Origin of the sequence: Brevirhabdus pacifica (assembly GCF_002797755.1) — a bacterium.
GTDB classification, from domain to species: domain Bacteria; phylum Pseudomonadota; class Alphaproteobacteria; order Rhodobacterales; family Rhodobacteraceae; genus Brevirhabdus; species Brevirhabdus pacifica.
On sequence record NZ_PGFI01000011.1, the window covers coordinates 1,682,702 to 1,709,574 of the forward strand.

The window sequence follows — 26,873 nt, forward strand, 5'->3', positions numbered from 1 at the left end:
AAGCAACGCTTACACTTCTGGATAGGTCCCCATGTCGATCAGAATGCTGAAGACCTTGATCGCGGTAGAGCAGAACGGGACCTTCAGCGCCGCGGCAGACGCGGTTTTCGTCACGCACGCGGCCGTCAGCCAGCAGATGAAGGCGCTGGAGCAGGAGTGGCAGATCGCCCTTTTCGACAGGACCAAGCGCACACCCGAACTGACCCCTGTCGGCCGCGCCATCGTGGCCAAGGCCAAGGAGATCGTGGCGGCCTATGACAACCTGGTGCCCTCGGTCGTGGGCGATGACGGGTTGAAGGGCACGCTGACACTGGGGGCGCTGCCGACATTGCTGACGGCGATGCTGCCCCTGGCCATTTCTCTACTCAAGGAAACCTACCCCGAACTTCACGTCGCCGTCGTGCCGGGCCTGACGAACGAGCTTCTGCCCCAGGTCGAGCGGGGCACGCTGGACGGGGCCATCGTCTCGCGGCCCCTGGTGATCCCGCGCAACCACATCTGGGCCGAGGTCGCGCAGGAGCCGCTGGAACTGCTGGTCTCGGACTGCAAGCAAAGCAACGATCCGATCGAGCTTCTGCAGAACAACCCCTTCATCCGCTTCTCGCGCAACGCGGTTGTCGGCGGCATGATCGAAAACTGGCTTCAGGAGCGCAATATCAAGGTGAACGAAAGCATGGAGCTCGAATCGCTCGAGGCCATCTCCTCGATGGTGGCCGGGGACCTGGGGGTGTCGATCGTGCCCCGTCCCTCGGTGCAAAGCATGAACCCCCTGCCCCTCCGGCGCATTCCGCTGGGCCCTGACGCACCGGCGCGGATCCTCGGGATGATCAGCATGGCCGGCAACCTGCGCATGCGCGGCGTTGAAGAGGCCCACCGCTCGTTGCTGGACGCGGTGCGCGCCGGTCGCTTCCGGCCCGGACGCTCCGCCGCATGAGCGCGGTCTTCGACCTCGGCCCCTCGTTCCTGATGCTGCTGGCCGCCGGCGCGGCCGCGGGCGGGTTCATCAACGGGCTGGCGGGCTTTGGCACCGCGCTTTTCGCCCTGGGCTTCTGGCTTCAGATCATGACCCCGGTCGAGGCGGTCGCGATCGCGGTGGTGATGTCGGTCCTGTCGGGCCTTCAGGGGGTCTGGATCGTGCGTCACTCGATGCTGGAAAACCCCCGCCGCCTGGCGCGTTTCCTGCTGCCGGCGATCTTCGGCATTCCGCTGGGGGTGGCCCTGCTGACCGTGCTGGACGCCCGCAGCCTAAAGATATTCATCGGTGCGTTTCTATTGCTTTACGGCGGGTTCTTCACCTTGCGCCGCTCCTTGCCCAAGTTCGAGCGTCCGGCGCCGGTGATCGAAGGGGTGATCGGCTTCTTCGGCGGTATCCTGGGCGGCGCGGCCTCGCTCTCGGGCTCCTTGCCGACCATGTATCTTTCGATGCGGCCCTGGACGAAATCCGAGACGCGCGCGGTTCTACAACCCTTCAACGTGACCGTTCTGGCCCTGACCACGGGGGCCTTCGCGCTTCAGGGCGCCTATGACGCGCAGGCATTGCTGCGGATCATGGTGGCGCTGCCGGTGACGATGGTCTTTGCGCAGGTCGGCATCATGGTCTTCAAGCGGCTCAGCGACGGCCAGTTCCGCCGCCTGCTGATCGCGATGATGTTCCTGTCCGGGCTGGTCCTGCTGGCAAGGGAGTTCCTGTGATGCCCACCCCCACCATCGAGCATGTCGAGGTCTTCTGCCACCGGGTGCCCATCAGCGCCCCGGTCTCGACCTCCTTCGGGATCATGACCAGCCGCCCGGGCGTCTTCGTGCGCCTGACCGACAGCGACGGCGCTTTCGGCTGGGGCGAGATCTTTGCCAATTGGCCTGCCGCCGGGGCCGAGCATCGCGCGCGCCTGCTGATCGAGGATATCTCGGACCTGGTGCTGGGGCAGCGGCCCGAAGCGCCCGGCGACCTCTGGCACCATCTGGACCGGGCCACCCGCATCCGCGCCCTGCAATGCGGCGAATGGGGGCCCTTCGCCCATGTGCTGGCCGGGCTCGACACCGCCATGCACGACATGGACGCCCGGCGCGCGGGCCTGGCCCTGTGGCGCCACCTGGCGGCTGACGGCGATGCCCCGGGCCCCGCCCGCGTTCCGGCCTACGCCAGCGGCATCCACGTGGCCGATGGGACCCGCACCCTCCCCCGGGAGCGCGCCCGGGGACACCGGGCCTTCAAGGTCAAGATCGGCTTTGATGCGTCTGAACCCGCGCTGCTGGAAACGCTATGCGGGATGCTGGAGCCGGGCGAGAGCCTGATGACCGATGCCAACCAGGCCTGGACGCTCGACGAGGCGCTGGCCTTCGGAGAGGCGACCGCCGGCCTTCCCCTGCGCTGGCTGGAAGAGCCGATCGCCGCCGACAGCCCCGATGAGCATTGGCAGCGTCTGTCCCGCGCCATTCCCCACCCGCTGGCGGCGGGCGAGAACATCGCGGGCGCGGCGGATTTCGCCGCCGCCACCGCCTCGGGCACCCTCGCTGTGATCCAGCCCGATGTCGCCAAGTGGGGCGGTGTGACGGGTTGCCTGATCGCCGGGCGCGCCGCCGTCGCCGCCGGGCACAGCTATTGCCCGCATTTTCTGGGCGGCGGCATCGGCCTGTTGGCCTCGGCCCACCTGCTGGCAGCGGTCGGCGGGCCGGGCGCGCTGGAGATGGACGTGAACCCAAACCCCCTGCGCGATGCCTTCCCGGGCGCCGACCCGGTGCCGGTCGAGGGCGCGGTCGCCCTGTCCGATGCCCCCGGCCTCGGGATCGAGGCGCTGCCCCCCGAGATCGCGCGTTACCGCACCCTCGCCCTGTCCCGCAGCCGCAGCCAGGCCGGGACCTGAACCTATGAAGATGCGATGACAGACGATGACACGCCGCCCCGGGGCCCCTAAAACCGGATCGAACGCTTCGGAATTCCCACGCTCCAATGACCCAGGAACACCAGCCATGAACATTCTTTTCTACGCCAAGGGCACCGCCGCCCTTCCCCCCCATATCGTGCTGGAGGAGATCGGCGCCCCCTACGAGGTCCGGCGCGTCGATTTCGCCGCCAACGAGCAGCAGTCGTCCGACTACCTTGAGGTCAACCCGCGCGGCCGCGTGCCCGCCCTGGTGACGCCCGATGGCATCCTGACCGAGGCGCCCGCCATCCTGACCTACCTGGGCCAGACCAACCCCGAGGCCGGGCTGATCCCCAGCGATCCCTTCACCCTTGCCCGCGCGCAGGAATTCAACAGCTACGTCTGTGCCACGGTGCACGTGGCCCACGCCCACCGGGTGCGCGGCCACCGCTGGACCGACGATGCGGCGGCGATCGAGTCGATGAAATCCAAGGTCGCCCAGAACATGACCGATTGCGCCGAGATGATGCAAAACCATTTCCTGCGCGGCGAATGGGTGCTGGGCGACAACTACTCGATCTGCGACCCCTACCTTTTCCTGGCCTGCCGCTGGATCATCGCCGACGGCGCCAACATCGACGATTTCCCGGCCCTGCGCGCCCATTACGATCGCATGCTCGCGCGCCCCGCGGTCGCCAAGGTGCTGCCCCTGCACGAGTGATCGGGCCCCGGCCCGTCCACATCTATCCCGGAGGAACACGGATGCCCCGCAAGAGAATGGTCATCGAATACGGCATGGGAACCTCCCTGCGCCGGCAGGACTACACCCAGGCCGCGCGCCGGGCGGTCGAGAACGCCCTGTGGCGCAACTCGCTCACCCTGGCCGAGCTGTTCGGCTTTGCCCGCGACGACATGCGCATCGAGGTGGAGATCGGCGTCCAGAAGCCCGAGGCGGTGGACACCGAGGCGCTGAAAGGGATCTTTCCTTACGGCGCGCCCGAGATCCGGGCCCGCCATGGCGGCCTCGACACGCCCAAGCCCGACGGCAACGGCGCGACCCTGATCGCCAATTGCGCCATCATCGTCAGCTTCGACATGGATAGTGCCGCACAGGGCAAGGAGAACGGGTCATGAGCGAGATGAAGCGCCTGCTGATCCAGATGGGCCAGGGCACCGACAGCGAAGGCGACGCCACCGCCGCCGCCCGCGCCGCGATCGAGAATGCCCGCCAGGGCGCCGATCTGCGCATTTTCGAGACGCTGGACCTCGATCCCGGCCGGGCCGAGCTGCGTGTCGGACTGGGCCTGCCCGATCCCTACGCCGCCAACCTCGACGCCCTGCGCAACATGCTCGAGGCCGGCCCATGGGGCAAGGTGGTGATCCGGCCCTGTGTCGGCGGCCTCGCCATCACCGATCCCCTCGGCGGCCACGAGCATGTGACCGTCGCCGCGGCGCTGGAAACCTTCGTGCCCGATGCCGGTGGCCCCTGGCGCGCAGACGGCTGAGCCGAAAATGGCTGGCGGGCTATTCCCTGGCCCGCCCCCGTGCCGATCTGCAACGCCCGTGTGGTTCCCGTGCCGCCCGGGGCAATCTTCGCCATGGAATCCCGGCCCCGTCCCGTGCCAATGTGGGGGCAAGGGCCGGGGCATACAGGCGCCCGCCGATAAAGGGGATGAGTGAGTAATGAGTGTCAAAACAGCCGAGAACACGCTGGATATTTTCGAAGCCTTCGCCGAACTGGGGCGCCCCGCGACCCTGGACGAGCTGTCCGAGGCGACAGGCATTCCGTCGCCCGAATGCGCCGAACTGCTGCACTGCCTCGAGGAACGCGGCTACCTTGTGCCCCCGCGCGGCGAAGGGCCGGTCTACCCGACGGGCCGGCTGATGCAGGTGGCCTCCGAGATCACCGCCAACGATCCCGTCACCCCCGGCGTCCTGATGCAGATGGACGCCCTGCGCGACGAACTGGACGAAACCGTCGTCCTCGGCACATTGCGCGGCGCGCGGGTGATCTACCTGCATGTCTCGCCCTCGCGACAGCCGGTGCGCTACGCCCCCGGCGCCGGCACCAGCCGCCCGGCCCACGCCAACTCGATCGGCCGGGCGATCCTGGCCGCGGTCTCGCCCGAGCGGCGGGCCGCCGCGATGAAGCGGATGCGGTTCCAGGCGCTCACCCCCGACACCCCGGCCAACGCCGAGGCGCTGGAAGCGATCATCATCGAGGGTGCCGACCGCGGCTGGGCCGAGAACATTGGCGAAAGCGACAGCGACCTCGCCGCAGTGGCCTGCCCTGTCGTCGTCAACGGCATGGTGCTGGGCCTGTCGGTGGGCGGCCCGCGCCACCGCATCGTCGACGCCCCGCCCGAGCGGATCGCCGAATCCCTGGCCCGGGCCTGCGCCCGGATCGAGGAGACGATCCGCCAGGCCGCGCGCGAAGAAGCCGAGCAGTCGGCCGACTGACCTCGGCCCGCCCCGGCGCACCCGACACCGACGGCCCCCGGCGCCCGCGTGCCCGGGGCCTGACACCCGCGCCCGCTCTGGCCCAAGGCCCGGCGACACCCCACCCCGGGCCGCGCCTATCGCCGCAGGGGGCCGGAATCAGGGAAAAAGAGCTGTATACCTTCGCATACTATCTTCCATGCCTTCCGGTCATGGGGTATCAACCGCTCAGTTGATTCACCCAAGGAAGGCCTAGCCCCATGTCCAAGATCAAGGTCGAGAACCCCATCGTCGAGCTCGACGGCGACGAGATGACCCGCATCATCTGGGATTTCATCAAGAAGAAACTCATTCTGCCCTATCTCGACGTCGATCTGCTCTACTACGACCTGGGCATCGAAGAGCGTGACCGCACCGACGACCAGATCACCGTGGACGCCGCCGAGAAGATCAAGGAGATCGGCGTCGGCGTGAAATGCGCCACCATCACCCCTGACGAGGGCCGGGTCGAGGAATTCGGCCTCAAGCGCATGTACCGCAGCCCCAACGGCACCATCCGCAACATCCTGGGCGGCGTCGTCTTCCGCGCCCCGATCATCTGCCGCAACGTGCCGCGCCTTGTGCCGGGCTGGACCCAGCCCATCGTCATCGGCCGTCACGCCTTCGGCGACCAGTACCGCGCCACCGACTTCACCTTCCCCGGCAAGGGCAAGCTGACGATGAAATTCGTGGGCGAGGACGGCACCGTCATCGAGAAGGACGTCTACGACGCCCCCGCGGCCGGCGTCGCCATGGGCATGTACAACCTCGACCAGTCGATCATCGACTTCGCCCGCGCCTCGATGAACTACGGGCTCACTCTGGGCTGGCCGGTGTATCTGTCCACCAAGAACACCATCCTCAAGGTCTATGACGGCCGCTTCAAGGATCTCTTCCAGAAGGTCTACGACGAGGAATTCGCCGACAAGTTCAAGGCCGCCGGCATCACCTACGAACATCGCCTGATCGACGACATGGTCGCCGCCGCGATGAAATGGTCGGGTGGCTTCGTCTGGGCCTGCAAGAACTACGACGGCGACGTGCAGTCCGACACCGTGGCCCAGGGCTTCGGCTCGCTCGGCCTGATGACCTCGCAGCTGATGACCCCCGATGGCAAGGTCGTCGAGGCCGAGGCCGCCCATGGCACCGTCACCCGCCACTACCGCCAGCACCAGAAGGGCGAGGCCACTTCGACCAACTCCATCGCCTCGATCTACGCCTGGACTGGCGGCCTCAAGCACCGCGCCAAGCTCGACAACAACGCCGAGCTGATGCGCTTCGCCGATACCCTCGAGAAGGTCGTCGTCGACACGGTGGAATCGGGCTTCATGACCAAGGATCTGGCGCTGCTGGTCGGCCCCGACCAGAAATGGCTGACCACCGAGGGCTTCCTTGAGAAGATCGACGAGAACCTCAACAAGGCATTGGTCGGCTAAGCCCCGACCTCGCCGACCCGCGAAAAGGGCCGCCCCAAGGGGCGGCCCTAAACATGTCTGCAGGACCCCACCGCATGCCGTTCATGCGCGCCAGCCCACTTCATTGTCGTGAAAATATCCCGGGGTCCGGGGCAGAGCCCCGGCCGGCCCGAAGATGGGCCCCGCGGCTCAGCCCTGCGGCGCCTCCTCGACGATCACGAGGTCGCGGTCCGAGGCGTTGCGCGCATGGCTCAGCGCCTCCTGGTAGCGGTCGGAATTGTAGCATTCCACCGCCGCCTCGAAGCTGGGAAAGCGCGCCACCACGTTGCGCGGCCGGTCCCGCCCCTCCATCTGCACGTAACGCCCGCCGCGTGCGATGAAGACGCCGCCGTGTTCGGCGATGGCCTCGGTCGCGATGGCGGCATAGCGGCCGTAGGCCTCGGCATCCGTCACCTCGACATGGGAAATCCACAAAGCGCCCATCAGATCGTCTCCAGGTGGCTGCGTGCCGCGGCGATCGCGGCATCGGAATTGGCCGTGTCGCGGCCGCCGCCCTGGGCCATGTCGGGCCGGCCGCCGCCGCCCTTCCCGCCCAGTTCGGCCACCGCCGCGCGAACCAGATCCACCGCCGACAGCCGGTCGGTCAGGTCCTTGGTGACGCCCGCGGCCACGGCCGCCTTGCCGCCGGTGTCGGCGATCAGCAGTACCGCGCCGCTGTCCAGCCGCGCCTTGTGCTCGTCCACCAGCGCCGGAAGATCCTTGCCGGTGACGCCATTGACCACATGGGCCGCAAAGCGGATGCCGTTGACCTCCTGCGCCTCGGGCTGCGCCGCGCCGCCGGCGCCACCGCCACCCATCGCCAGTTCACGCCGCAGCTGCGCCAGCTCGTTGGTCAGCGCCTTGCGCTCATCCAGCAGGGCGCGGACACGCTCGGGCACCTCGTCGGGCCGGGCCTTCAGGGCCAATGCTGCGTCCGACAGGTGCTTGCCCTGATCGGCCAGGTAGCGGAAGGCATCGGCCCCCGACAGGGCCTCGATCCGCCGCACGCCCGAGCTTGAGGCGCTGTCGCCCAGCAGGACGAACATGCCGATGTCGCCGGTCTGGCGAACGTGCGTGCCGCCGCAAAGCTCCAGCGAATAGGTATCGCCCGAGGCGCCCTTGCCCGAACCCGACAGCGAGCCCATCGAGACCACGCGCACCTCGTCGCCGTATTTCTCGCCGAAAAGCGCCTGCGCGCCGATCGCGCGGGCGTCGTCGGGGGTCATGATGCGAGTCTCGACCTTTTCGTTGCGGCGGATGAACTCGTTCACCTCGGTCTCGACCTGATCCAGCTCTTCGCGGCTCAGGGCCTTGCCGTGGCTGAAATCGAACCGCAGCCGGTCATGGGCGTTGAGCGATCCGCGCTGCGCCACATGATCGCCCAGCGTCCGGCGCAGGGCCTCGTGCAGCAGGTGCGTGGCCGAGTGGTTGGCGCGGATGGCGCTGCGGCGGGAGTGGTCCACCTCCAGCTCGGCGCCCTGCCCCGTCTCGATCGTGCCCTCGGTAACCTGGCCCATGTGGATGAAGACACCGGCGGTCTTGCGGGTGTCGGTGATGCGGGCGGCGCCCGTTTCGGTGCGGATCTCGCCCTGGTCGCCGACCTGGCCGCCCGATTCGGCGTAGAACGGTGTCTGGTTCAGGACGAACTGCACCTCCTGGCCGGCCTCGGCCGTCTTCACCGCGGCACCATCGCGCACGATGGCCAGCAACTGGCCCTCGGCCACTTCGGTGTCATAGCCCAGGAACTCGGTCGTGCCGTGCTTTTCGGCCAGATCGAACCAAAGAGAGGCATCCGCCGTCTCGCCCGAACCGGACCAGGCGGCGCGCGCCTTGGCCTTCTGTTCGGCCATGGCGGCGTCAAAGCCATCGGTATCGACGCTGCGGCCCTTTTCACGCAGGGCGTCCTGGGTCAGGTCCAGCGGAAAGCCGAAGGTGTCGTAAAGCTTGAAGGCAGCTTCGCCCGGCAGCGGCGCATCCTCGGGCAGGTCCGACAGCTCGTCGTCCAGCAGGCGCAGGCCGCGCTCAAGCGTCTGCTTGAAACGGGTCTCCTCGGCGCGCAGGGTCTCCTGGATCAGCGCCTGGGCCTGGCCCAGCTCGGGGTAAGCGGCGCCCATCTGCTGCACCAGCGCCGGCACCAGACGGTGCATCACCGGATCCTGCGAGCCCAGCAGATGCGCGTGACGCATGGCGCGGCGCATGATCCGGCGCAGGACATAGCCGCGCCCGTCGTTCGACGGCATCACCCCGTCGGCAATCAGGAACGAGGTCGAGCGCAGGTGATCGGCGATCACCCGGTGATGGGTCTTGCCGGGCCCATCGGGGTCGGTCGAGGTGGCGTGGGCCGAAGCCTCGATCAGCGAGCGCATGAGGTCGGTCGCATAGTTGTCGTTGGTGCCCTGCAACAGGGCCGCCACCCGTTCGATCCCCATGCCGGTGTCGATGGACTGGTTCGGCAGCGGCTCACGGGTGCCGTCCTCGAACTGCTCATATTGCATGAAGACCAGGTTCCAGATCTCGACGAAGCGGTCACCATCCTCCTCGGGGCTGCCCGGAGGGCCACCCCAGATGTGGTCGCCGTGGTCGAAGAAGATCTCGGACGAGGGTCCGCAGGGCCCGGTCGGCCCCATCATCCAGAAATTGTCGTCGGTGGCGATGCGAATAATCCGGTTGTCCGAAATGCCCGCGACCTTCTTCCAGATCTCGGCGGCCTCGTCATCGTCGTGGTAGACGGTGACGACCAGCCGGTCCTTGGGGATGTCCAGCTCCTTGGTGATCATCTCCCATGCGAAGGGGATGGCTTCGTTCTTGAAATAATCGCCGAAGCTGAAATTCCCCAGCATCTCAAAGAAGGTGTGGTGCCGGGCGGTATAGCCCACGTTGTCCAGGTCGTTGTGCTTGCCGCCGGCGCGCACGCATTTCTGGGCCGTGGTGGCGCGGGTGTAGTCGCGCTTTTCGACCCCCGTGAACAGGTTCTTGAACTGCACCATGCCCGAGTTGGCGAACATCAGCGTCGGGTCGTTGCGCGGCACCAGCGGAGAGCTGGGCACGACCTGGTGACCCTGGCGTTCGAAGTAGTTCAGGAAGGTGGATCGGATCTCGTTCAGGCTGGGCATGGCGGCTGACTTCTCGGGCTTTCGAGCGGCGGGCGCTGGGGGGCCCGGCGATCTGGGAAACGTATATCGCGACACGTTTATCCCTGCGGCTGGGGCCTGTCCACAGCAAGAGGGCCGACACTGCGGTGCCGGCCCCTGTAAACTTGTCACGTCTGCTTGTCCCCGTCCCTCCCGCGTGGGCTGGACGAAGGGCGATCAGGCCTCGACCACGTCGTCGCCCGCCTCTTCGGGGGGCATGTCGAATTCCAGCCCGTGGGCGGCGCGGATCTTGTCCTCGATCGACAGGGCGATGCGGTTGTTGGCCTTCAGGAAGGCCTTGGCATTCTCGCGGCCCTGACCGATGCGCTCATCGCCATAGCTGAACCAGCTGCCCGACTTCTCGACCACGCCGGCCTTGACGCCCAGGTCCAGAAGCTCGCCCATCTTCGAGATGCCTTCGCCATACATGATGTCGAATTCCACCTGCTTGAACGGCGGGGCCACCTTGTTCTTGACGACCTTGACCTTGGTGGTGTTGCCGACCACCTCGTCGCGGTCCTTGATGGCGCCGATGCGGCGGATGTCCAGACGAACCGAACTGTAGAATTTCAGCGCGTTGCCGCCCGTCGTCGTCTCGGGGCTGCCGAACATGACGCCGATCTTCATGCGGATCTGGTTGATGAAGATGACGGTACACTTGGAGCGGCTGATCGACCCGGTCAGCTTGCGCATCGCCTGGCTCATCAGGCGGGCGTGGACGCCGACGCTGGAATCGCCCATCTCGCCCTCAAGCTCGGACTTCGGCGTCAGGGCCGCGACGCTGTCGACGACGACCATGTTGACGGCCCCCGAACGCACCAGCGTGTCGACGATCTCAAGCGCCTGCTCGCCGGTGTCGGGCTGCGAGATCAGCAACTCGTCCAGGTCGACGCCCAGCTTCTTGGCATATTGCGGATCAAGGGCATGCTCGGCATCGACAAAGGCGCAGACGCCGCCCTTTTTCTGTTCTTCCGCCACGCAATGCAGCGTCAGCGTGGTCTTGCCCGAGCTTTCGGGGCCGTAGATCTCGACGATGCGCCCCTTGGGGATGCCGCCGATGCCCAGGGCGATATCCAGCCCCAGAGAGCCAGTCGAAGTGGCCTCGATCTCCTGCACCGGGTTGTCGGCGCCCAGCTTCATGATCGAGCCTTTGCCGAACTGCCGCTCGATCTGCGCGAGCGCGCTGTCCAGGGCCTTCTGCTTGTCGGGGGAAGTCTTGCTTGTCATGGTGAGAAGATCTGCGCTGGCCATTGGTTGGTTTCCTTATTTCACACCCCGAGGGGGGCGGCAACAACTGCCGATGTTCGCCTCTTGTTCTGGATGTTATGGGACCGAAACGGGAACATTTCAAGTCGAATTCTCGCTATTGATCTTGCGCGCCCGGGGGTTAATGATCCGTTGCAACGGCAATGCACCGGGCGCGATTGGATCCAAATGCTTGTTTTCTGGAAACATTCCCTGGTCTACCTGGCCACCCCCAAGACCGGGACCACCGCGATCCACGCCGCGCTGGACCCCCACGCCGACGCGGTGTTCCGCAATCCGCCGGGGCTGAAGCACTCACACCTCTACCGGTTCGAGACCTTCGTGCGCCCCCTGCTGGACCGGGTCGAGCCGCGCGCCTGGGAAACCGTCGCCGTGATGCGCGAACCCGCGTCCTGGATCGCAAGCTGGTACCGGTATCGCCAGCGCGACGAGCTGTCGGGTCATCGCAATTCCACACGCGATATCCCCTATGCCCGCTTCATCGAGGAATACCTGTCCGACGCGCCCCCGCCGCGCAGCAACGTCGGCAGCCAGCATTTCTTCATGGATCTGAAGGGCGAGGTCGGGATCACCCACCTCTTTGCCTACGAGGCGCTGCACCTTCTGACCGAGTTCTTCGAGGAACGTCTGGGCGTGCCGGTCCGGCTGAAGCGGCAGAACGGCTCACCCCCCGCCCAGACGCCCCTGCCCCTGGAGTTGGAGGACCGCCTGCGCGCCCATCTGGAACGCGACTATGCGATCCACGACGCCCTGCGCACCGCAGGCGGGCGGTTGATGCTGGGCCCCGCAGAGGCCGGCGCCGAAGAAGAGTGACCCGGGCCGGCACAGGGGCCGGGCCTTCGCCTCAGCCCAACTGCTGCCCCACGGTGCGCGTCAGCTCTGCCAATGAGAAGGGTTTGGGGAGGAAGACGCAGTTGGGGATCTGGCGCTGGTCGTCGGAAAAGGATTCCTCGGCATAGCCCGACACGAAGACCGTCCCCACCCCGGGCCGCTTTTCCAGCGCCTTGCGCACCCAGCTTGGCCCGTCCATCCCCGGCATGATCACGTCCGAGACGAAGAGATCCACCCGCAGGTCGTCATCCTCAAGCATGAAAAGCGCCTCCTCGGCATTGGCAGCTTCCAGCACCGTATACCCGCGCAGCCGCAGCGCGTGGGAGGCGAAGGCGCGCACGGGTGCCTCATCCTCGACCAGCAGCACGACGCCGTCGGCCGAGGGCGCCTGTTCGATCCGCCGCCCGTCAGCGGCTGTCGGGCCGCCGGCCTCCGGCCCGGCGCTGCGGGCGGCCCGGGCCTCCTCGGCCGAGGCGGCCGGCAGGTAGATCGAGAAGGTCGTGCCACGGCCTACGACGCTGTCGGCAAAGATGAAGCCGCCCGTCTGCTTGACGATACCGTAGGCCGTCGACAGGCCCAGCCCCGTTCCCTCGCGCGATTTCTTGGTGGTGTAGAACGGCTCGAATATCTTTTGCAGGCGGTCGGCGGGGATGCCTGAGCCGGTATCCGTCACCGTCACCCGCACGTAGTCCCCGGGCGGGATCTTGGCGCGGTCCCGCTCCTCGGGGCTGCGGAGGGACAGGTTCGCGGTGGCGACGGTGATCTCGCCGCCAGTATCGCGCATGGCGTCGCGGGCGTTGACCACCAGGTTCATGATGACCTGCTCCAGTTGCCGCCGGTCGGCGCGGATGGCCCGCAGGCCCGGGTCGTGCTGCAACGACAGGACCGTCTTCTCGCCCACCAGCCGGTTCAGCAGGTGGGTCAGGTCATCCAGCAGGTCGCGCAGGTCCAGCACCTGCGGCCGCAGGTTCTGCTTGCGCGAAAACGCCAGAAGCTGCCCCACCAAGCTGGCGGCCCGGTTGGCGTTCTGGGCGATCTGCTGAAGGTCGCCATAATCCGGATCGCCGATGTCATGGCGCAGCAACAACAAGTCGCAATATCCTGAAATCGCTGTCAGAAGATTGTTGAAGTCATGGGCGACGCCGCCCGCGAGCTGGCCGATCGCCTGCATCTTCTGGGACTGGACGAACTGCGCCTCGAGGGTCTTGAGCTCTGTCGCGTCGTTCAGCACGGCGGCGACCACGACCTCGTCCCCCTCGTCCACCGCAATGAGCGAAACCTGAAGGTAGGTCTCCCGCTCCGGGCGGCGGGCGCGCACGACCTCGGTGCTGCTGGCACCCTGCCCTTTGGCGGCGGCCTCCAGCCAGTCAGCAACCGGTCGGCCCAACCCCTCGACCAGGTCCGACAGGCGCAGCCCCCCGACGCCTTCGTGGCACCCCAGCAAAGAGGCCGCGCGGGGGTTCATCCGCATCACCTGCCCGTTGGCCGCTATCTTCACATAGGCGATGTGCAGGCTTTCAAGGATGTCCCAATTGTCGCCGGGATTGGGCGGGCCGGAAAACTCGGCGACCTCGGCCCCGGGCGCGCCGGGACAGTCCAGCCGCCACAGCAGGCGCGCGCCCGACAGGTGCCGCACCGAAAGCCGCGCCGGACGACCCCGAAAGTGCAGATCCTCCTGCCCGGAGCCGCGGCTGCCGGCCCTTGCCCGCAGGCGGAAAAGCACCGCCGCACGATCCTCCACCCCGTCGCGCAGCAGGTCGGACAGGGTGGCGCCATCGGCTTCACCGAAAAGGCGGCGCGCCTCCGCATTCAGAAGGGCCACGTTCCCTTCGGCATCACTGATGACACAGGCCCCGGGGTCCGCGTCGATCGGCGTGGCGTCGATCACGTCGTCCACGTCCCCGACCCGGGGCGCCGCCGTGAGGACCAGGCGCAGCACGAAGGCCAGGATCGCCAGCACCATCGCCGCCGAGATCAACATCTGCGCCGGCCCCCCCGACAGCAGATGCGCCCCGGCCAGCAGGGCAATCGAGGCCGCCAGCAGTCCCCACAACCGCCGGTCAAGCCGGTGGGCCAGGTCGTGCAGAAACGCATGGGCAGGCCATCGGGACACGGGACGCGCCTCTCGTGAGGGGATGAGCGTCGAACTCCGCACGAGTGTCGCCCAGGAAGGTTAACGCAAAATTAACCGAATTTGGCCGCCCTGTCAGCGATCCCGGGAAGAGGGTTGCAACGCAACATCAAGATTGCGCGTCAACTAAATGATTAAGATTGTCTTTCAAGGATAGCGACAAAGAACCCGTCGCCCCCCTCCAGCGGCGAGAAGCGTCGTCCCCCCGTCTGTCGGAAGCGGCCATCGCGGGAGAGGAAGGCGGCGACCGCCTCCTCGTTCTCGGCGCGCAACAGCGAACAGGTCGCATAGGCCAGCGTGCCGCCCTTGCGTGTCAGCGCCGCGGCCCTGTCCAGGATCTCGCCCTGGATCTGGCGCAGCGCGTCCAGACGCGCGGGCGTCAGGGCCCACTTGCCCTCGGGCGAGCGGCGCCAGGCGCCGCTGCCGGAACAGGGCGCGTCGCAGAGGACCAGATCAAAGTCGCCTTCGGGCGGCGCGGCGGGCCCCCAGGTCCCGGCGATGGGCACGCCCGCGCGCTCGGCTCGGGGGGCGAGATCGGCCATCCGGCCCGGATCCGCGTCATGGACGTGAAACTCGGCCCGTGCCCGGCCGGCCATGGCCAGGGTCTTGCCGCCGCCCCCGGCGCAATAGTCCAGCACCCGCATCCCCGGATCGAGGGGCAGCAGATCGACCACCGCCTGCGAGGCCGGATCCTGCATCTCGATCAACCCGTCGCGCAGCGGCGCCTTGGCCGCCAGCCCGCGCGGAAAGCCATCGACGACCAGCGCCGAGGGCGAGAGGGGATGCGCCTGCGCGGTGATCCCCTCCTGCGCCAGGGCCGTGATGGCCTCCTCCCGACTGATCCGCGCCAGGTTGACCCTCAGCCCGACGGGCGAACGCTCGCGCAGGGTCAACAGAACCTCGTCGGCCCGATCGCCCATGTCGGCGTCAAGAATGGGAAGCATCCAGTCGGGGCAATCCAGGCGCTGGCCCCGCTCCATGGCGGGCGGATCGGCGATTGCAGCGGTCTCTTCGTCGCTCAGCGGCCCCAGGGCAAAGCGGTCGCCGGTGAAGAAGGCCGCCGGATCCTCGCCTGTCTGCACCAGATCGCCCAGCATCAGGCGGCGACCATCGGGGCGATGGTCGGCCCATTGACCCGCGTCCGGCGTCACGTCGGGGGCGGCCCCATGTGCCGCCGCACTGCGCCAGCGGCGCAGGACACCGAACACCAGGTCGCGGATCGCGGCGCGGTCCCCCGACCCGGCATAGCGGTTGGACCGCGCCCAGTTGGTCAGCGCCCGTTCCGCAGGCTCGCCCCCCGCGACCCGGTCCAGGATCGCGGCGGCCGAGGCCACCCGCGCGGCCGGGGTCATCGGCGCGCCGCCAGGGCCGGAACGGCCATCAAGGGGACCCCGCCCGCCGTCACCGGATCAGCCGATCCGGTAGTTGGGCGATTCACGGGTGATCTGCACGTCGTGCACATGGCTTTCCTTCAGCCCGGCGCCGGTAATGCGCACGAACTGGCAGTTGCGGCGCATCTCTTCGACGGTGCGGTTGCCGGTGTAGCCCATCGCCGCGCGCAGGCCGCCCACCAGCTGGTGGATGACCGTGCCGGCCGAGCCCTTGTAGGGCACCTGCCCCTCGATCCCCTCGGGGACGAGCTTGTCGCTGGCCGCGTCCTTCTGAAAATACCGGTCGGCCGAGCCGCGCGCCATGGCGCCAAGGCTGCCCATGCCGCGATAGCTCTTGTAGCTGCGGCCTTGGTACAGGATGACCTCGCCCGGGCTTTCGTCGGTGCCCGCGATCATGCTGCCGACCATGGCGCAGGAGGCCCCGGCCGCAATCGCCTTGGCGAAATCGCCCGAGAACTTGATGCCGCCGTCCGCGATGACCGGCACGCCGGCCTGCATCGCGGCTTCGGCGCAATCCATGATCGCCGTCAGCTGGGGCACGCCGACGCCCGCGACCATCCGCGTGGTGCAGATGGAGCCGGGGCCGATCCCGACCTTGATGCCATCGGCACCGGCGTCGATCAGCGCCTTGGTGGCCGACCCCGTGGCCACGTTGCCCGCCACGACCTGCACCTTGTTGGAGACGCGCTTGATCCGCTCGACCGCCTCGGCGACCGATGCCGAATGGCCATGGGCCGTGTCGACCACGATCATGTCGACACCCGCGTCGATCAGGGCCTCGGACCGTTCGAACCCGGCATCGCCCACGGTGGTGGCGGCGGCAACCCGCAGGCGCCCCAACTCATCCTTGCAGGCCTGGGGGTTCAGGACCGCCTGTTCGCTGTCGCGCAAGGTCAGCAGGCCGGTCAGCTTGCCGGTGCCATCGACGACCAGCAGCTTCTCAATCCGGCGCTCCTTCATCAGAAGCCGGGCCTCGTCCAGATCGGCGGGCTCTTGCAGCATGGCCAGCCGCTCGGAGGTCATCATCGCGTGGACGGGCGTGTCGAGATCATGGGCGAAACGCATGTCGCGGTTGGTCACGATGCCAAGGACACGGTTGGATTCGTCGACGACCGGAAAGCCGGTGACCCGATAGCGTTCCTGCAGCGCCTTGGCATCGGCCAGGGTCTGATCGGGGCGCAGGGTGATCGGCTTGTAGACGACGCCGCTTTCAAAGCGTTTGACCTGGCGGACCTGGTCCGCCTGCTCGTCCACGCCGAGGTTGCGGTGCACGACCCCCATGCCGCCGGCCTGGGCCATGGCGATGGCCATGCGGGCCTCGGTCACCGTGTCCATCGCCGAGCTGAGCAGCGGGATGTTCAGCTTGATCGACTTGGTGACATGGGTGACGGTTTCCGCCGTGGAGGGCAGAACGCTGGATGCCGCCGGCACCAGCAGAACGTCGTCAAAAGTGAGGGCCTCTCGAATCTCCATCCTGGTCTCCTTGGGAGGGATCGTTTGGCAGTTTGCTATTTCACGGCCCGCCCCAAATGAAAAGGCCATTTGGCAGCGAATTGCCCCGCGATCGGCCCGCAGGCCCCGGAATGGACCGATCCGGGGGGCGCGCGAGGCGCCCCTGCCCATCGCGCGGGCAATTTCGCGCGAAAATGAAATTCAGTTCCGAAATCCGGATTTTGTCCCCCGAGGCTGCCCTTTTGGGTTGGACCCGCCCGCGCCCTTTGGCTAGGCTCCCCCTCAGGTTGAAAACACCAAGGGAGAGAAACATGAAACACATTGTCGGAAAGGCGGTAATCGCTGCCGTGATCGCGTCCTTCGCCGTCGAGGCGGGCGCGACCGAGTGGAACGTCTCGGTCTGGGGCAAGCGCCGCGCCTTCACCGAGGGCATCGAGAAGCTGGCCGAGCTGGTCGAAGAGAAGACCAACGGCGAGTTCACCATGAACGTCAGCTACGGCGGCCTCAGCAAGAACCGCGAGAACCTCGACGGCATTTCCATCGGTGCCTTCGAGATGGCCCAGTTCTGCGCCGGCTACCACCGCGACAAGAACCCCTCGATCACCGTTCTGGAACTGCCCTTCCTGGGCGTGAAGAACCTCGAGCAGGAAGTCGCCGTCAGCAATGCCGTCTACAGCCACCCCGCGGTGGAAAAGGATCTGGCCCGCTGGAACGCCAAGCTGCTGATGCCCTCGCCCATGCCGCAGTACAACATCGTCGGCACCGGCGAGCCGCGTGACACGCTCGAGAAGTTCGACGGCATGCGCGTTCGCGCCACCGGCGGCATCGGCCAGGCCTTCGAGGCCGTCGGCGCCGTGCCGACCTCGGTCACCGCGACCGAGGCCTACAACTCGATGGAATCGGGCGTGGTCGACACCGTGGCCTTCGCCCAGCACGCGCACCTCAGCTACCGCACCATCGACATCGCCGACTGGTGGACCGAGGACCTGAACCCCGGCACCGTCAACTGCCCCGTCGTGGTCAACATCGACGCCTACAACGACCTGCCCGACGACCAGCGCAAGGCGCTGGACGAGAGCGTGCCCGAGGCGATCGACTTCTACGTCGCGAACTACGGCAAGCTGCTGGAGAAGTGGGATGCCATCCTGAAAGAGAAGGACGTCAAGCGCGTCTCGTTCTCCGACGATGAGATCGCCAAGTTCCGCAAGACCGCGGCCGACCCGATCCGCGAGCAGTGGATCACCGATATGACGGCCCAGGGCCTTCCCGCCCAGGAACTTTACGACCTGGTCCAGAAGACGCTGGAAGAGCAGTCCAAGACCAACTAAGCGCCGTCAGGGAACTCTGCTGGCCCCGGCATCGTCCGGGGCCAGACCAATTTCGGGGACACCTCTCATGTCAACTTCATCCGTGCTGGAGGACGGCTCGACGCTATCGCGCCTCGACCGCCTGTGGTTCCGCTTCGAAAGCATGTTGAACCTGCTGTCGGGCATCGTGATCTTCGCGCTGGTCGGCCTGGCGGTCTACAACGTGCTGGCGCGCAAGTTCTTCAACGCACCCGTGCCCGGCTATGTCGACTGGACCGAGCAGTTCATGGCGACTTTCGCCTTTCTGGGCCTGGCCTATTGCCAGCGCGAGGGCGGGCACATCCGCATGGACATCCTGATCGGCCAGCTCAAGGGCCGGCTTCTGTGGACCGCCGAGGCCCTGTCGACCATCACCATGTTGGTGATCGTCACCGCGCTGATGTACGGCGCCTATTTCCATTTCGAACGCAGCTTCGACTGGGGCTCGCCGATGTGGTCGCGCGACAGCTCGATCGACGTGGCGCTGCCGCTCTGGCCGGCCAAGTTCCTGATCCCCTTCTCGATGGGTGTGCTGTGGCTGCGCCTTGCGCTGCAGCTTTGGGGATACCTGCGCGCCTGGGCCGAGAACACCGCCACACCCGTGGCCGTCCCGCTGATCGAAAGCGCGGCCGAGATCGCCAATAAAGAAGCTCACACCGTGGAGGGTGCCGATGAATGATCTCATCGACATGAAGGCGCTGCTGGACGGTGTCGATGTATTCAACATGTCGCTCTGGCTGACCGGCGCGCTGCTGGTGCTTGTGCTGATCGGCGTGCGGGTGGCTTTTGCCACGGCGCTGATCGGCTTTCTGGGCCTGTGCCTGTTCTTCATGCAGAAACAGGGCTTCGACAAAGGTCTGATCACGGCCATGAAGCTGGCCGGCCAGGTTCCGCATTCCAAATCCACGACCTACTCGCTCAGCCTGATTCCGACCTTCATCCTGATCGGCTACCTGGCCTATTACGCAGGCCTGACCGGCTATCTGTTCGAGGCCGCAAAACGCTGGGTTGGCTGGATGCCCGGCGGCCTGGGTGTGGCCACCGTCTTTGCCACCGCGGGCTTTGCCGCCGTCTCGGGCGCTTCGGTCGCGACCTCGGCCGTCTTTGCCCGCATCGCCATCCCCGAGATGCTGAAGCTGGGCTATGACAAGGCCTTTGCCGCCGGTGTGGTGGCGGCGGGGGGCACGCTGGCCTCGCTGATCCCGCCATCGGCCATCCTGGTGATCTACGCCATCATCGTCGAGCAGTCGGTGGGCGCGCTGCTGCTCGCCGGCTTCCTGCCGGGCCTCGTCTCGGCGCTGATCTATGCCGGTCTGATCGTGGGCCTGGCGAAGTGGAAGAAGACCCTAGGCCCGCCGGTGGGCGGCTTCACCTGGAAACAGCGTTTTGCCTCGCTGCCCGGCGCCTCGCCGATCTTCGTGGTGGTCTTCATCATCATCTACTCGATCTACTTCGGCTGGGCGACGCCCACCGAGGCCGGGGCGCTCGGGGCCTTCGTGGTGCTGGGCATGGCCCTGTGGCGCGGCATGCGCTGGGGGCAGCTGCGCGGCGCGCTGATGGAGGCGGCCAAGCTGACGGTGATGATCTTCTCGATGATCTGGGGCGTGCTGATCTACGTGCGCTTCCTGGGCTTCGCGCGCCTGCCCGACGCCTTCGCGTCGTGGATCGCCAGCCTGGAACAGCCGGCGATGCTGACGCTTCTGGCAATCCTGGGGGCCTATGTGATCCTGGGCATGTTCATGGATGCGATCGGGATGCTGATCCTGACCCTGCCGGTCACCTTCCCCGCCGTCATCGCCCTGAACGGTGGCGAGGGTGTTCTGCGCGCCGACAGCGCGCTTGGCATGACTTCGCAGGAGGTGGCGATCTGGTTCGGCATCATTGTCGTCAAGATGGCCGAGCTGTGCCTGATCACGCCACCCATCGGCTTGAACTGTTTCGTCGTGGCCGGCGTCGCCCAGGACAGCAAGCTGCCGATCTCGGTCCAGGACGTGTTCCGGGGCGCCTCGCCCTTCTTCGTGGCCGACGTGGCGACGATCGGGGTGCTGATCGCCTTCCCGTCCATCGTGCTGTGGCTGCCAAGCCTGATGTGACGCTCCCCTCGGACGGGACGATCTGAGAACCTAGGCCCGCCGCGTTCAATCGCGGCGGGCTTTTTCTTGCTGCCGCCACGTCGCCTGCCTTCCCTCTTGCGCCAATTGGAAGTGAAAGCTACATACCGACCGTCGGTCTGTAAGCGGGATGACAGTATGAGTGACGAGCCCAGAGCGCGCCGCATGGCGCCCGACGACCGCCGCGAGGCGATCCTCGACGCCGCCCAGGCGCTTTTCATGGAGCGGGGCTGGGAGGCCGTGACCGTCGCCGACGTGTTGAAGGCCGCCGCCATTTCAAAGGGTGGCTTCTATCACCATTTCACCGCCAAGGATGACCTGCTGGCCGGGATCGTGACCCGCATGACGGGCCAGGCCCTGGCCGCCGCTGAGGTTGTCCGCGCCGAAACCCGGGGCGACGCGCTGGCGCGGCTCAACGCCTTTCTTGCCGGGTCCATCCGCTGGAAGGCCGACAACGTGCGGGAAATGCGCCTTTTTGCCGAACTGCTGACCCGGCCCGGCAACGATCTTCTGCACCGCCGGATCTTCGACGCCACCGCCGGCGTGGTGGTGCCGGTGCTGGAGCGCCTGGTCGACGAGGGCGTGGCCGAGGGCACGTTCAACGTGGCCGACGCCCGTCTGACGGCCGAGGTCATCGTGCGCCTGGCTGAGGGGCGCCAGGAGGTGCTGAGCCAGGCCATGACGCTGGCGGCGGCGGGCAAGCTGGACCGCGGGGCCGAGGCGCTGGACGCGCGGATGCGCGCCGAAGGGGCGGTCTGCGACCGCCTTCTGGGCCTGCCGCCCGGCAGCGTGCTGTTGTCAAATACCAAGGATTATCGCCGCATGCTCGTCGGGCTGACGGCGGCGACGGGACAAGGAACCAACCCATGAACGATGAGACCGGACGACTGGAATTCAGCGACGACAAGGGCGCGTCGCGCTCCACATGGATCGCCGCGGCCCTGGTCGTGGCCATCGTCGCCTGGATGGGCAGCGGCTTTGTCTTCCCTGAGGAAAAGGCCGAGGAACAGATCTCCGAGCCCGAGATCGCCCCGGTCGCCGTCACGGTCGAGACATCCTCCGCCCGGCCCGTGACCCTCTATTTCCAGGCCGAGGGCCAGGCCCAGCCCGACCGCGACACCCAGGTCCGCGCCGAAAGCTCGGGCGACGTGGCCGAGGTGCTGGTCGCCAAGGGGCAGGAGGTCGCCGAGGGCGCGGTCATCGCCCGCCTGTCGGCCACCAAGGCCGATGCCGACCTGTCCCGCGCCCGCGAGGAGCTGACCCGCGCCCGGCGCGAGTTCGAAAACGCCAGCGAGCTGCTGTCGCGGGGCGTGGCCACCGCCGACCGCCAGGCCCAGGCCCGCGCGACCCTGGCAGCCGCCGAGGCGGCGGTCGCATCGGCCGAGGACGCGCTGGATTCGCTGAACATCGTCGCCCCCTTCGCTGGCCGGATCGAGACGCTGTCGCTGGACGCGGGCGAATATGTGCAGGCCGGCGCCCAGGTCGGGCGCATCGTCGACAACCGCCCCCTGACCGTGGCCATCCAGGTGCCCCAGCAGGCCCTGCGCCGGATCGACAACGGCCAGACCGCGACCGTCAACTTCATCACCGGCGAGGAACGCCAGGGCACCGTCAGCTTTGTCGGCACCTCGGCCAATGCCGAGACCCGCACCTTCCTGGCCGAGATCGACGTGCCCAATGCCGACGGGGCCATCCCCGCCGGCATCTCGGCCGAGATCCGCATTCCCACGGGCCAGGCCCAGGCCCATTTCGTCCAGCCCTCGACCGTCTCGCTCAGCCCCGAGGGGCGGCTGGGCGTCAAGACGGTCGCCGAGGACGACCGTGTGGTCTTTACCCCGATCCAGATCGTGCGCGCCGAGATCAACGGCGTCTGGGTCGTCGGCCTGCCCGAGGCGGCCCGGATCATCACCGTCGGCCAGGGCTTCGTGAACGCGGGCGACCAGGTGCGCCCCAGCCCCGCGCCGCACGCGGCCGAGCCCGCCGAGGCCCCGGCAGAGCCGTCGGCCCCCCCCTCCACCGGCAACCCGCCTGCCGTGGACGACGCCGTGGGTCAGGCCCCTGCCCCCGCCCCGGCCCCTGCGGCGACCTCCGCCAAGCCTACCCAAGCCCCGGGGACCGCCCAATGAACGCGCTGATCGACGCCGCCTTCTCGCGCAGCCGGGTCGTGCTGATGGCCTTGGTGATGATCCTGGGCGTCGGTGCCTACGCCTATGTCTCCATCCCCAAGGAGGCCAACCCCGAGGTGCCTCTGCCGCTGGTCTATGTCTCGACCGGGCTTGAGGGGATCAGCCCCGCCGATGCCGAGCGTCTTCTGATCGAACCGATGGAAAGCGAGTTCGCGGCGATCACCGGGCTTGAGAAGATGGAAAGCCATGCCTCGGAAGGCTTTGCCAGCGTGCAGCTGGAATTCACCCCCGGCGGCGACATCGACGAGGCGCTCGACAAGGTGCGCGAGGCCGCCGACCGGGCCGAGGGCGACTTGCCCGAGGATGCCTATGCCCTGACCATCACCGAGATCAACACGGCCCTCTTCCCGATCATCACCGCCATCATCTCGGGCCCCGTGCCCGAGCGGAAGCTGAACGACCTGGCCGACGACGCGCAGGAGGCCATCGAGGGGCTGGCCGGGGTGCTGGAGGTCGACATCGGCGGCGCCCGGGACGAGTTTCTGGAGGTGCTGATCGATCCCACCGTCTTCCAGACCTACAACCTGGGCTTCGACGAGCTGATCAACCAGCTACAGCGCAACAACCGCCTGATCGCGGCGGGCGCGATCGAAACCGGGGGCGGACGGATCGTGCTGAAGGTGCCCGGCCTGATCGAGGACCTGGACGACGTGATGGAGATCCCGGTCAAGGTCCGCGGCAACACCGTCGTCACCTTCGGCGACGTGGCCACGGTGCGCCGCGCGTTCCAGGATCCGACCGGCTTTGCCCGCATCGACGGTCAGCCCGCCCTGGCGCTTGAGGTCAAGAAACGCTCGGGCGCCAACATCATCGACACCGTGGCCGCCACCAAGGCCGCGCTGGCCGAACTGCGCCGCGACTGGCCCGAAAGCGTCGAGGTCACGTTCCTCCAGGATCAGTCCGAGCAGGTCGAGACGCTTCTTTCGGATCTTGAGGCCAACGTCATCGCGGCGGTGATCCTGGTGATGATCGTGATCGTGGCGGCGCTTGGCGCACGCTCGGCCATTCTGGTGGGGCTTGCCATTCCGGGCGCTTTCCTGGCCGGGGTGATCGCGCTTTGGGCGATGGGGTTCACGATGAACATCGTCGTCCTTTTCTCGCTGATCCTGGTGGTGGGCATGCTGGTCGACGGCGCCATCGTCACGACCGAACTTGCCGACCGCCGCCTGCAGGAAGGCGATCCGCCCCGCATCGCCTACGCCTATGCCGCCAAACGCATGGCCTGGCCGATCGTGGCCTCGACCGCGACGACCCTGTCGGTCTTCTTTCCGCTTCTTTTCTGGACCGGGATGGTCGGCGAATTCATGAAGTTCCTGCCCATCACCGTCATCCTGACGCTGCTGGCGTCGCTGTTCATGGCGCTGGTCTTCATTCCCGTCCTCGGCGGTCTGATCGGCAAGCGCCCGCCCCAGAAGGCCGTCGCCAAGCGTGCCCTGCATGATGCCGAAAAGGGCGATCCGCGGCGCACGGGCGGGCTGACCGGGGTTTACATCCGCCTGCTGGAATGGGCGATCCTGCGCCCCGGTGCCACGGTCCTGCTGGCGCTGTCGCTGCTGTTGGGCGGCTTTGGCCTTTATGGTCAGTTCGGCAAGGGCCTGACCTTCTTTCCCTCGGTCGAGCCCGAGTTCATGCAGGTGCAGGTCCGCGCCCGGGACAATTTCTCGATCTACGAACGCGACCGGCTGGTCCGCCGGGTCGAGGAGCGTCTTCTGGGTCACGACGGGGTGGCCACGGTCTATGCCCGCTCGACCATGAGCGCGGGCCAGGGCGACGAGGAGACGATCGGCACCCTCCAGCTTGAGCTGGTCGACTGGGACCGCCGCCGCCCCGCCGCCGAGATCGGCGCGCAGATCCGCGAGGAGGTCGCCGACATCGCCGGCATCGACGTGCAGGTCCAGACCGAGAGCGGCGGGCCGACCAGCGGCAAGCCCGTCAACCTTCAGATCGCGGCGCGCAACCCCGCCGTGCAGGACGCCGCGGTCGAGCGGGTGCTGTCGATCATGGAGGGGATCGGCGGCTTTACCGACGTGACCGACACCCGGCCGCTGCCGGGGGTCGAGGTCTCGATCCTGGTCAACCGGGCCGAGGCCGCGCGCTACGGCGCCGATGTCAGCCTTCTGGGACAGGCGGTGCAGCTTCTCACCCAGGGCATCGCGGTCGCCGACTACCGCCCCGAGGACGCCAACGGTGAACTGGACATCCGCGTCCGCTTCCCGGCCGAGGAACGCTCCCTCTCGGCCCTGGGCAACCTGCGGGTGCCGACCTCGGCCGGGCTGGTGCCGATCTCGAACTTCGTGACCTTCGCCCCGTCCGAGCGCACCGGCACCATCACCCGCATCGACGAGCAGCGCGTCGTCTCTATCGAGGCCAACGTCCGGGCGGGCGTGCTGGTCAACGACCAGATCACCAAGCTGCGGGCCGCGCTGGACCGCACCGATCTGCCCGAGGGGGTCAGCTACAGCTTCGGCGGCGAGGCCGAGGATCAGGCCGAGACGATGACCTTCCTGGCCGGCGCCTTCGCCTCGGCGATCCTGCTCATGCTGATCATCCTCGTTCTCCAGTTCAACAATTTCTTCCAGGCCCTGGTGGTTATGAGCGCGATCATCTTCTCGGTCGCGGGCGTGCTGCTTGGTCTGGTGATCACCGGGCGGCCCTTCGGGGTCGTGATGGGCGGTATCGGGGTGATCGCGCTGGCGGGCATCGTGGTGAACAACAACATCGTGCTGATCGACACCTACAATGATCTGAAACGCGCGGGCCTTCCCCCGCGCGAGGCGGCGCTGCGCACCGGCGCACAGCGCCTGCGGCCGGTGATGCTGACCTCGGTCACGACGGCCCTGGGCCTTCTGCCGATGGTTCTGGGCGCCAACCTAAACTTCTTCAGCCGCGAGATCGTGTTCGGCGCCCCCTCGACCCAGTACTGGACCGAACTCAGCAGCGCCATCGTGGGCGGTCTGGTAGTGGCGACGCTGCTGACGCTGATCCTGACACCGGCCATGCTGATGCTGGGCGAAAAGCTGTTCGGCAGGGGCAAGGCGCCCCGATCGACGGGGGCGGTTTCCGCCACGCCCGCCCCAGGCGCGAAGACCTGACGGGCGGGCAGATCGGCCCCTAGCGGCCGCCCTGCCCGCCGCCCTGCCTGCCGCCCCGGCGCAGCAGCCGCCCGTCGATGGCCACCAGCCCCGCCGCGATCAGCGCCAAGCCCAGCCCGTGCACCCAGGCCAGCCGCTCGTCCAGGAAAAGCACGCCCATCAGGATCGCGGTCACCGGCACCAGGAAGGTAACGAGCACCAGGTTGGTCGCCCCGGCCCGACGCAGAAGCCGGAAGTAGAGCGTGTAGGCCAGCGCGGTCGACACCACGGCCAGCGCCAGCAGCGAGGCCCAGACCGGCGCCGAGGGCACGGCCAGTTGCCAGGGCCGGTCGATCACAGCCGCAGCCGGCGCCAGGAACAGCGCCGCACCGGTTACCTGCCCCGCCGCGGTCACCACCGGGTCGGGCCCCAGCGAGCCGAAACGCCGCGCCAGCACCGCCGAGACCGCATAGGCGCAGGCCGCCCCAAGGATGGCGACCTGGGCGATGGCATGGCCCGCAAGCCCGGCCAACGAGTCGAAACCGATCATCAGGACGACCCCGGCAAAGCCCGTGAGCACCCCCAATACGCGCGCCAGGCTCAACCGTTCGTCGGCCAGAAAAACCCCGGCGATCACAACCGTGAACAGCGGCGTCGTCGCGTTGAGGATCGAGGCGAGACCCGAGTCCAGCACCTGCTGGCCCCAGACGATCAGGCCGAAGGGAATGGCGTTGTTGACCAGCCCCAGCAGCAGGAAGGTCAGCCACACCCGGGGATCGCGCGGCAAGGGCGCGCCGCGCAGGGCCACCACCGTCCAAAGCACCAGCGCCGCCACGGTGACGCGGAAGAGCACGATGGTCAGGGTCGGAAGCTCCTGCACGGCCACCGCCACGAAGAAGAAGGATCCGCCCCAGATAAGCGAAAGAAACAGCAGCACGGCCCAGTCGCCGCCGCTCATCGCAAGGCGCGGCGCTTGCGGGACGGAAACATGGGCGGTTGCGGCGGGGGTCGGCAAGCCACCGGGGGGCGGCGGGGCGGTCTGGTCGGTCATGCGGGGTCCTGACGGTTTTTACCGCCTCTTACGCCCCGCGCGCGGGCGGCGCGACCCGGAACCTGCGCCTTGATCGCCCGTGCCGGATTTTCCCGGCCCGTGGCACCCGACCC

22 protein-coding genes are annotated in these 26,873 nt (G+C 67.5%); 15 read left to right on the plus strand and 7 right to left on the minus strand.

Annotated features, from left to right (window positions below; translation table 11 throughout):
* The first annotated feature begins 43 nt into the window (after window positions 1–43).
* The 8 genes from CLV77_RS08160 to CLV77_RS08195 all read left to right on the plus strand — a co-directional run bounded on the left by CLV77_RS08160 (window position 44) and on the right by CLV77_RS08195 (window position 6,775).
* On the plus strand, window positions 44–934 hold the full coding sequence (locus tag CLV77_RS08160; RefSeq protein ID WP_244901588.1) for a LysR family transcriptional regulator: 891 nt from the start codon (window positions 44–46) through the stop codon (window positions 932–934).
* Window positions 931–1,692 carry a sulfite exporter TauE/SafE family protein gene (locus tag CLV77_RS08165; RefSeq protein ID WP_076978453.1) on the plus strand — a complete coding sequence of 254 codons (762 nt, stop codon included), beginning with the start codon at window positions 931–933 and terminating at the stop codon, window positions 1,690–1,692. Before CLV77_RS08160 ends, CLV77_RS08165 begins: the two co-directional genes overlap by 4 nt.
* Window positions 1,692–2,861, plus strand: coding sequence for a mandelate racemase/muconate lactonizing enzyme family protein (locus CLV77_RS08170; RefSeq protein ID WP_076978452.1), 1,170 nt, complete (start codon window positions 1,692–1,694; stop codon window positions 2,859–2,861). The genes CLV77_RS08165 and CLV77_RS08170 overlap by 1 nt, the downstream gene beginning before the upstream one ends.
* 106 nt (window positions 2,862–2,967) lie before the next feature.
* The gene (locus CLV77_RS08175; protein WP_076978451.1) at window positions 2,968–3,582 is read left to right on the plus strand and encodes a glutathione S-transferase family protein; all 615 of its coding nucleotides are present in this window, start codon (window positions 2,968–2,970) and stop codon (window positions 3,580–3,582) included.
* 41 nt (window positions 3,583–3,623) lie between these two features.
* On the plus strand, window positions 3,624–3,995 hold the full coding sequence (locus tag CLV77_RS08180; protein ID WP_076978450.1) for a Lin0512 family protein: 372 nt from the start codon (window positions 3,624–3,626) through the stop codon (window positions 3,993–3,995).
* The gene (locus tag CLV77_RS08185) at window positions 3,992–4,366 is read left to right on the plus strand and encodes a Lin0512 family protein (protein ID WP_076978449.1); all 375 of its coding nucleotides are present in this window, start codon (window positions 3,992–3,994) and stop codon (window positions 4,364–4,366) included. Before CLV77_RS08180 ends, CLV77_RS08185 begins: the two co-directional genes overlap by 4 nt.
* A gap of 178 nt (window positions 4,367–4,544) precedes the next feature.
* Window positions 4,545–5,321, plus strand: coding sequence for an IclR family transcriptional regulator (locus CLV77_RS08190; protein WP_076978448.1), 777 nt, complete (start codon window positions 4,545–4,547; stop codon window positions 5,319–5,321).
* Between the two features lie 239 nt (window positions 5,322–5,560).
* Window positions 5,561–6,775, plus strand: a complete 1,215-nt coding sequence (locus CLV77_RS08195) for an NADP-dependent isocitrate dehydrogenase (RefSeq protein WP_076978447.1) — start codon at window positions 5,561–5,563, stop codon at window positions 6,773–6,775.
* 168 nt (window positions 6,776–6,943) lie between these two features.
* On the opposite strand, the gene CLV77_RS08200 is transcribed toward CLV77_RS08195, so the two are convergent.
* The 3 genes from CLV77_RS08200 to recA form a co-directional block, all read right to left on the minus strand.
* Window positions 6,944–7,237: a DUF1330 domain-containing protein gene (locus CLV77_RS08200; RefSeq protein WP_076978446.1), complete on the minus strand. Its 294-nt coding sequence runs from the start codon at window positions 7,235–7,237 to the stop codon at window positions 6,944–6,946.
* The gene (gene alaS / locus CLV77_RS08205; protein ID WP_076978445.1) at window positions 7,237–9,906 is read right to left on the minus strand and encodes an alanine--tRNA ligase; all 2,670 of its coding nucleotides are present in this window, start codon (window positions 9,904–9,906) and stop codon (window positions 7,237–7,239) included. Before alaS ends, CLV77_RS08200 begins: the two co-directional genes overlap by 1 nt.
* Before the next feature lie 195 nt (window positions 9,907–10,101).
* Window positions 10,102–11,175 (minus strand): recombinase RecA, encoded by a 1,074-nt coding sequence (gene recA / locus CLV77_RS08210; protein WP_076978444.1) that lies wholly within the window; start codon window positions 11,173–11,175, stop codon window positions 10,102–10,104.
* A 183-nt stretch (window positions 11,176–11,358) separates the two neighbouring features.
* Between recA and CLV77_RS08215 the strand changes: the two genes are divergently transcribed.
* A complete protein-coding gene (locus CLV77_RS08215; protein WP_076978443.1) occupies window positions 11,359–12,003 on the plus strand; it encodes a hypothetical protein in 645 nt (214 codons plus the stop codon).
* Window positions 12,004–12,034: 31 nt separating this feature from the next.
* Here CLV77_RS08215 and CLV77_RS08220 read toward each other — a convergent pair whose 3' ends face one another.
* The 3 genes from CLV77_RS08220 to guaB all read right to left on the minus strand — a co-directional run bounded on the left by CLV77_RS08220 (window position 12,035) and on the right by guaB (window position 17,016).
* On the minus strand, window positions 12,035–14,134 hold the full coding sequence (locus CLV77_RS08220; RefSeq protein ID WP_076978442.1) for a hybrid sensor histidine kinase/response regulator: 2,100 nt from the start codon (window positions 14,132–14,134) through the stop codon (window positions 12,035–12,037).
* A gap of 152 nt (window positions 14,135–14,286) precedes the next feature.
* On the minus strand, window positions 14,287–15,504 hold the full coding sequence (locus CLV77_RS08225) for an RsmB/NOP family class I SAM-dependent RNA methyltransferase (RefSeq protein WP_076978441.1): 1,218 nt from the start codon (window positions 15,502–15,504) through the stop codon (window positions 14,287–14,289).
* A gap of 57 nt (window positions 15,505–15,561) precedes the next feature.
* Complete coding sequence (gene guaB / locus CLV77_RS08230; RefSeq protein ID WP_076978440.1) at window positions 15,562–17,016, minus strand: IMP dehydrogenase; 1,455 nt, start codon at window positions 17,014–17,016, stop codon at window positions 15,562–15,564.
* Between the two features lie 290 nt (window positions 17,017–17,306).
* On the opposite strand from guaB, the gene CLV77_RS08235 reads away from it, so the two are divergent.
* The 6 genes from CLV77_RS08235 (at window position 17,307) to CLV77_RS08260 (ending at window position 25,730) form a co-directional block, all read left to right on the plus strand.
* Window positions 17,307–18,323: a C4-dicarboxylate TRAP transporter substrate-binding protein gene (locus CLV77_RS08235; RefSeq protein ID WP_076978439.1), complete on the plus strand. Its 1,017-nt coding sequence runs from the start codon at window positions 17,307–17,309 to the stop codon at window positions 18,321–18,323.
* A gap of 67 nt (window positions 18,324–18,390) precedes the next feature.
* Window positions 18,391–19,020, plus strand: coding sequence for a TRAP transporter small permease subunit (locus tag CLV77_RS08240; RefSeq protein ID WP_076978438.1), 630 nt, complete (start codon window positions 18,391–18,393; stop codon window positions 19,018–19,020).
* On the plus strand, window positions 19,013–20,434 hold the full coding sequence (locus CLV77_RS08245; protein ID WP_083707616.1) for a TRAP transporter large permease: 1,422 nt from the start codon (window positions 19,013–19,015) through the stop codon (window positions 20,432–20,434). Before CLV77_RS08240 ends, CLV77_RS08245 begins: the two co-directional genes overlap by 8 nt.
* A gap of 156 nt (window positions 20,435–20,590) precedes the next feature.
* Window positions 20,591–21,322, plus strand: coding sequence for a TetR/AcrR family transcriptional regulator (locus CLV77_RS08250; protein ID WP_233128114.1), 732 nt, complete (start codon window positions 20,591–20,593; stop codon window positions 21,320–21,322).
* Window positions 21,319–22,578: an efflux RND transporter periplasmic adaptor subunit gene (locus tag CLV77_RS08255; protein ID WP_083707615.1), complete on the plus strand. Its 1,260-nt coding sequence runs from the start codon at window positions 21,319–21,321 to the stop codon at window positions 22,576–22,578. The genes CLV77_RS08250 and CLV77_RS08255 overlap by 4 nt, the downstream gene beginning before the upstream one ends.
* Window positions 22,575–25,730, plus strand: a complete 3,156-nt coding sequence (locus CLV77_RS08260) for an efflux RND transporter permease subunit (protein WP_076978436.1) — start codon at window positions 22,575–22,577, stop codon at window positions 25,728–25,730. The genes CLV77_RS08255 and CLV77_RS08260 overlap by 4 nt, the downstream gene beginning before the upstream one ends.
* 19 nt (window positions 25,731–25,749) lie before the next feature.
* Here the strand turns inward: CLV77_RS08260 and CLV77_RS08265 are convergent, their stop codons facing one another.
* On the minus strand, window positions 25,750–26,760 hold the full coding sequence (locus CLV77_RS08265) for a DMT family transporter (RefSeq protein WP_236860999.1): 1,011 nt from the start codon (window positions 26,758–26,760) through the stop codon (window positions 25,750–25,752).
* Window positions 26,761–26,873 lie beyond the last annotated feature (113 nt).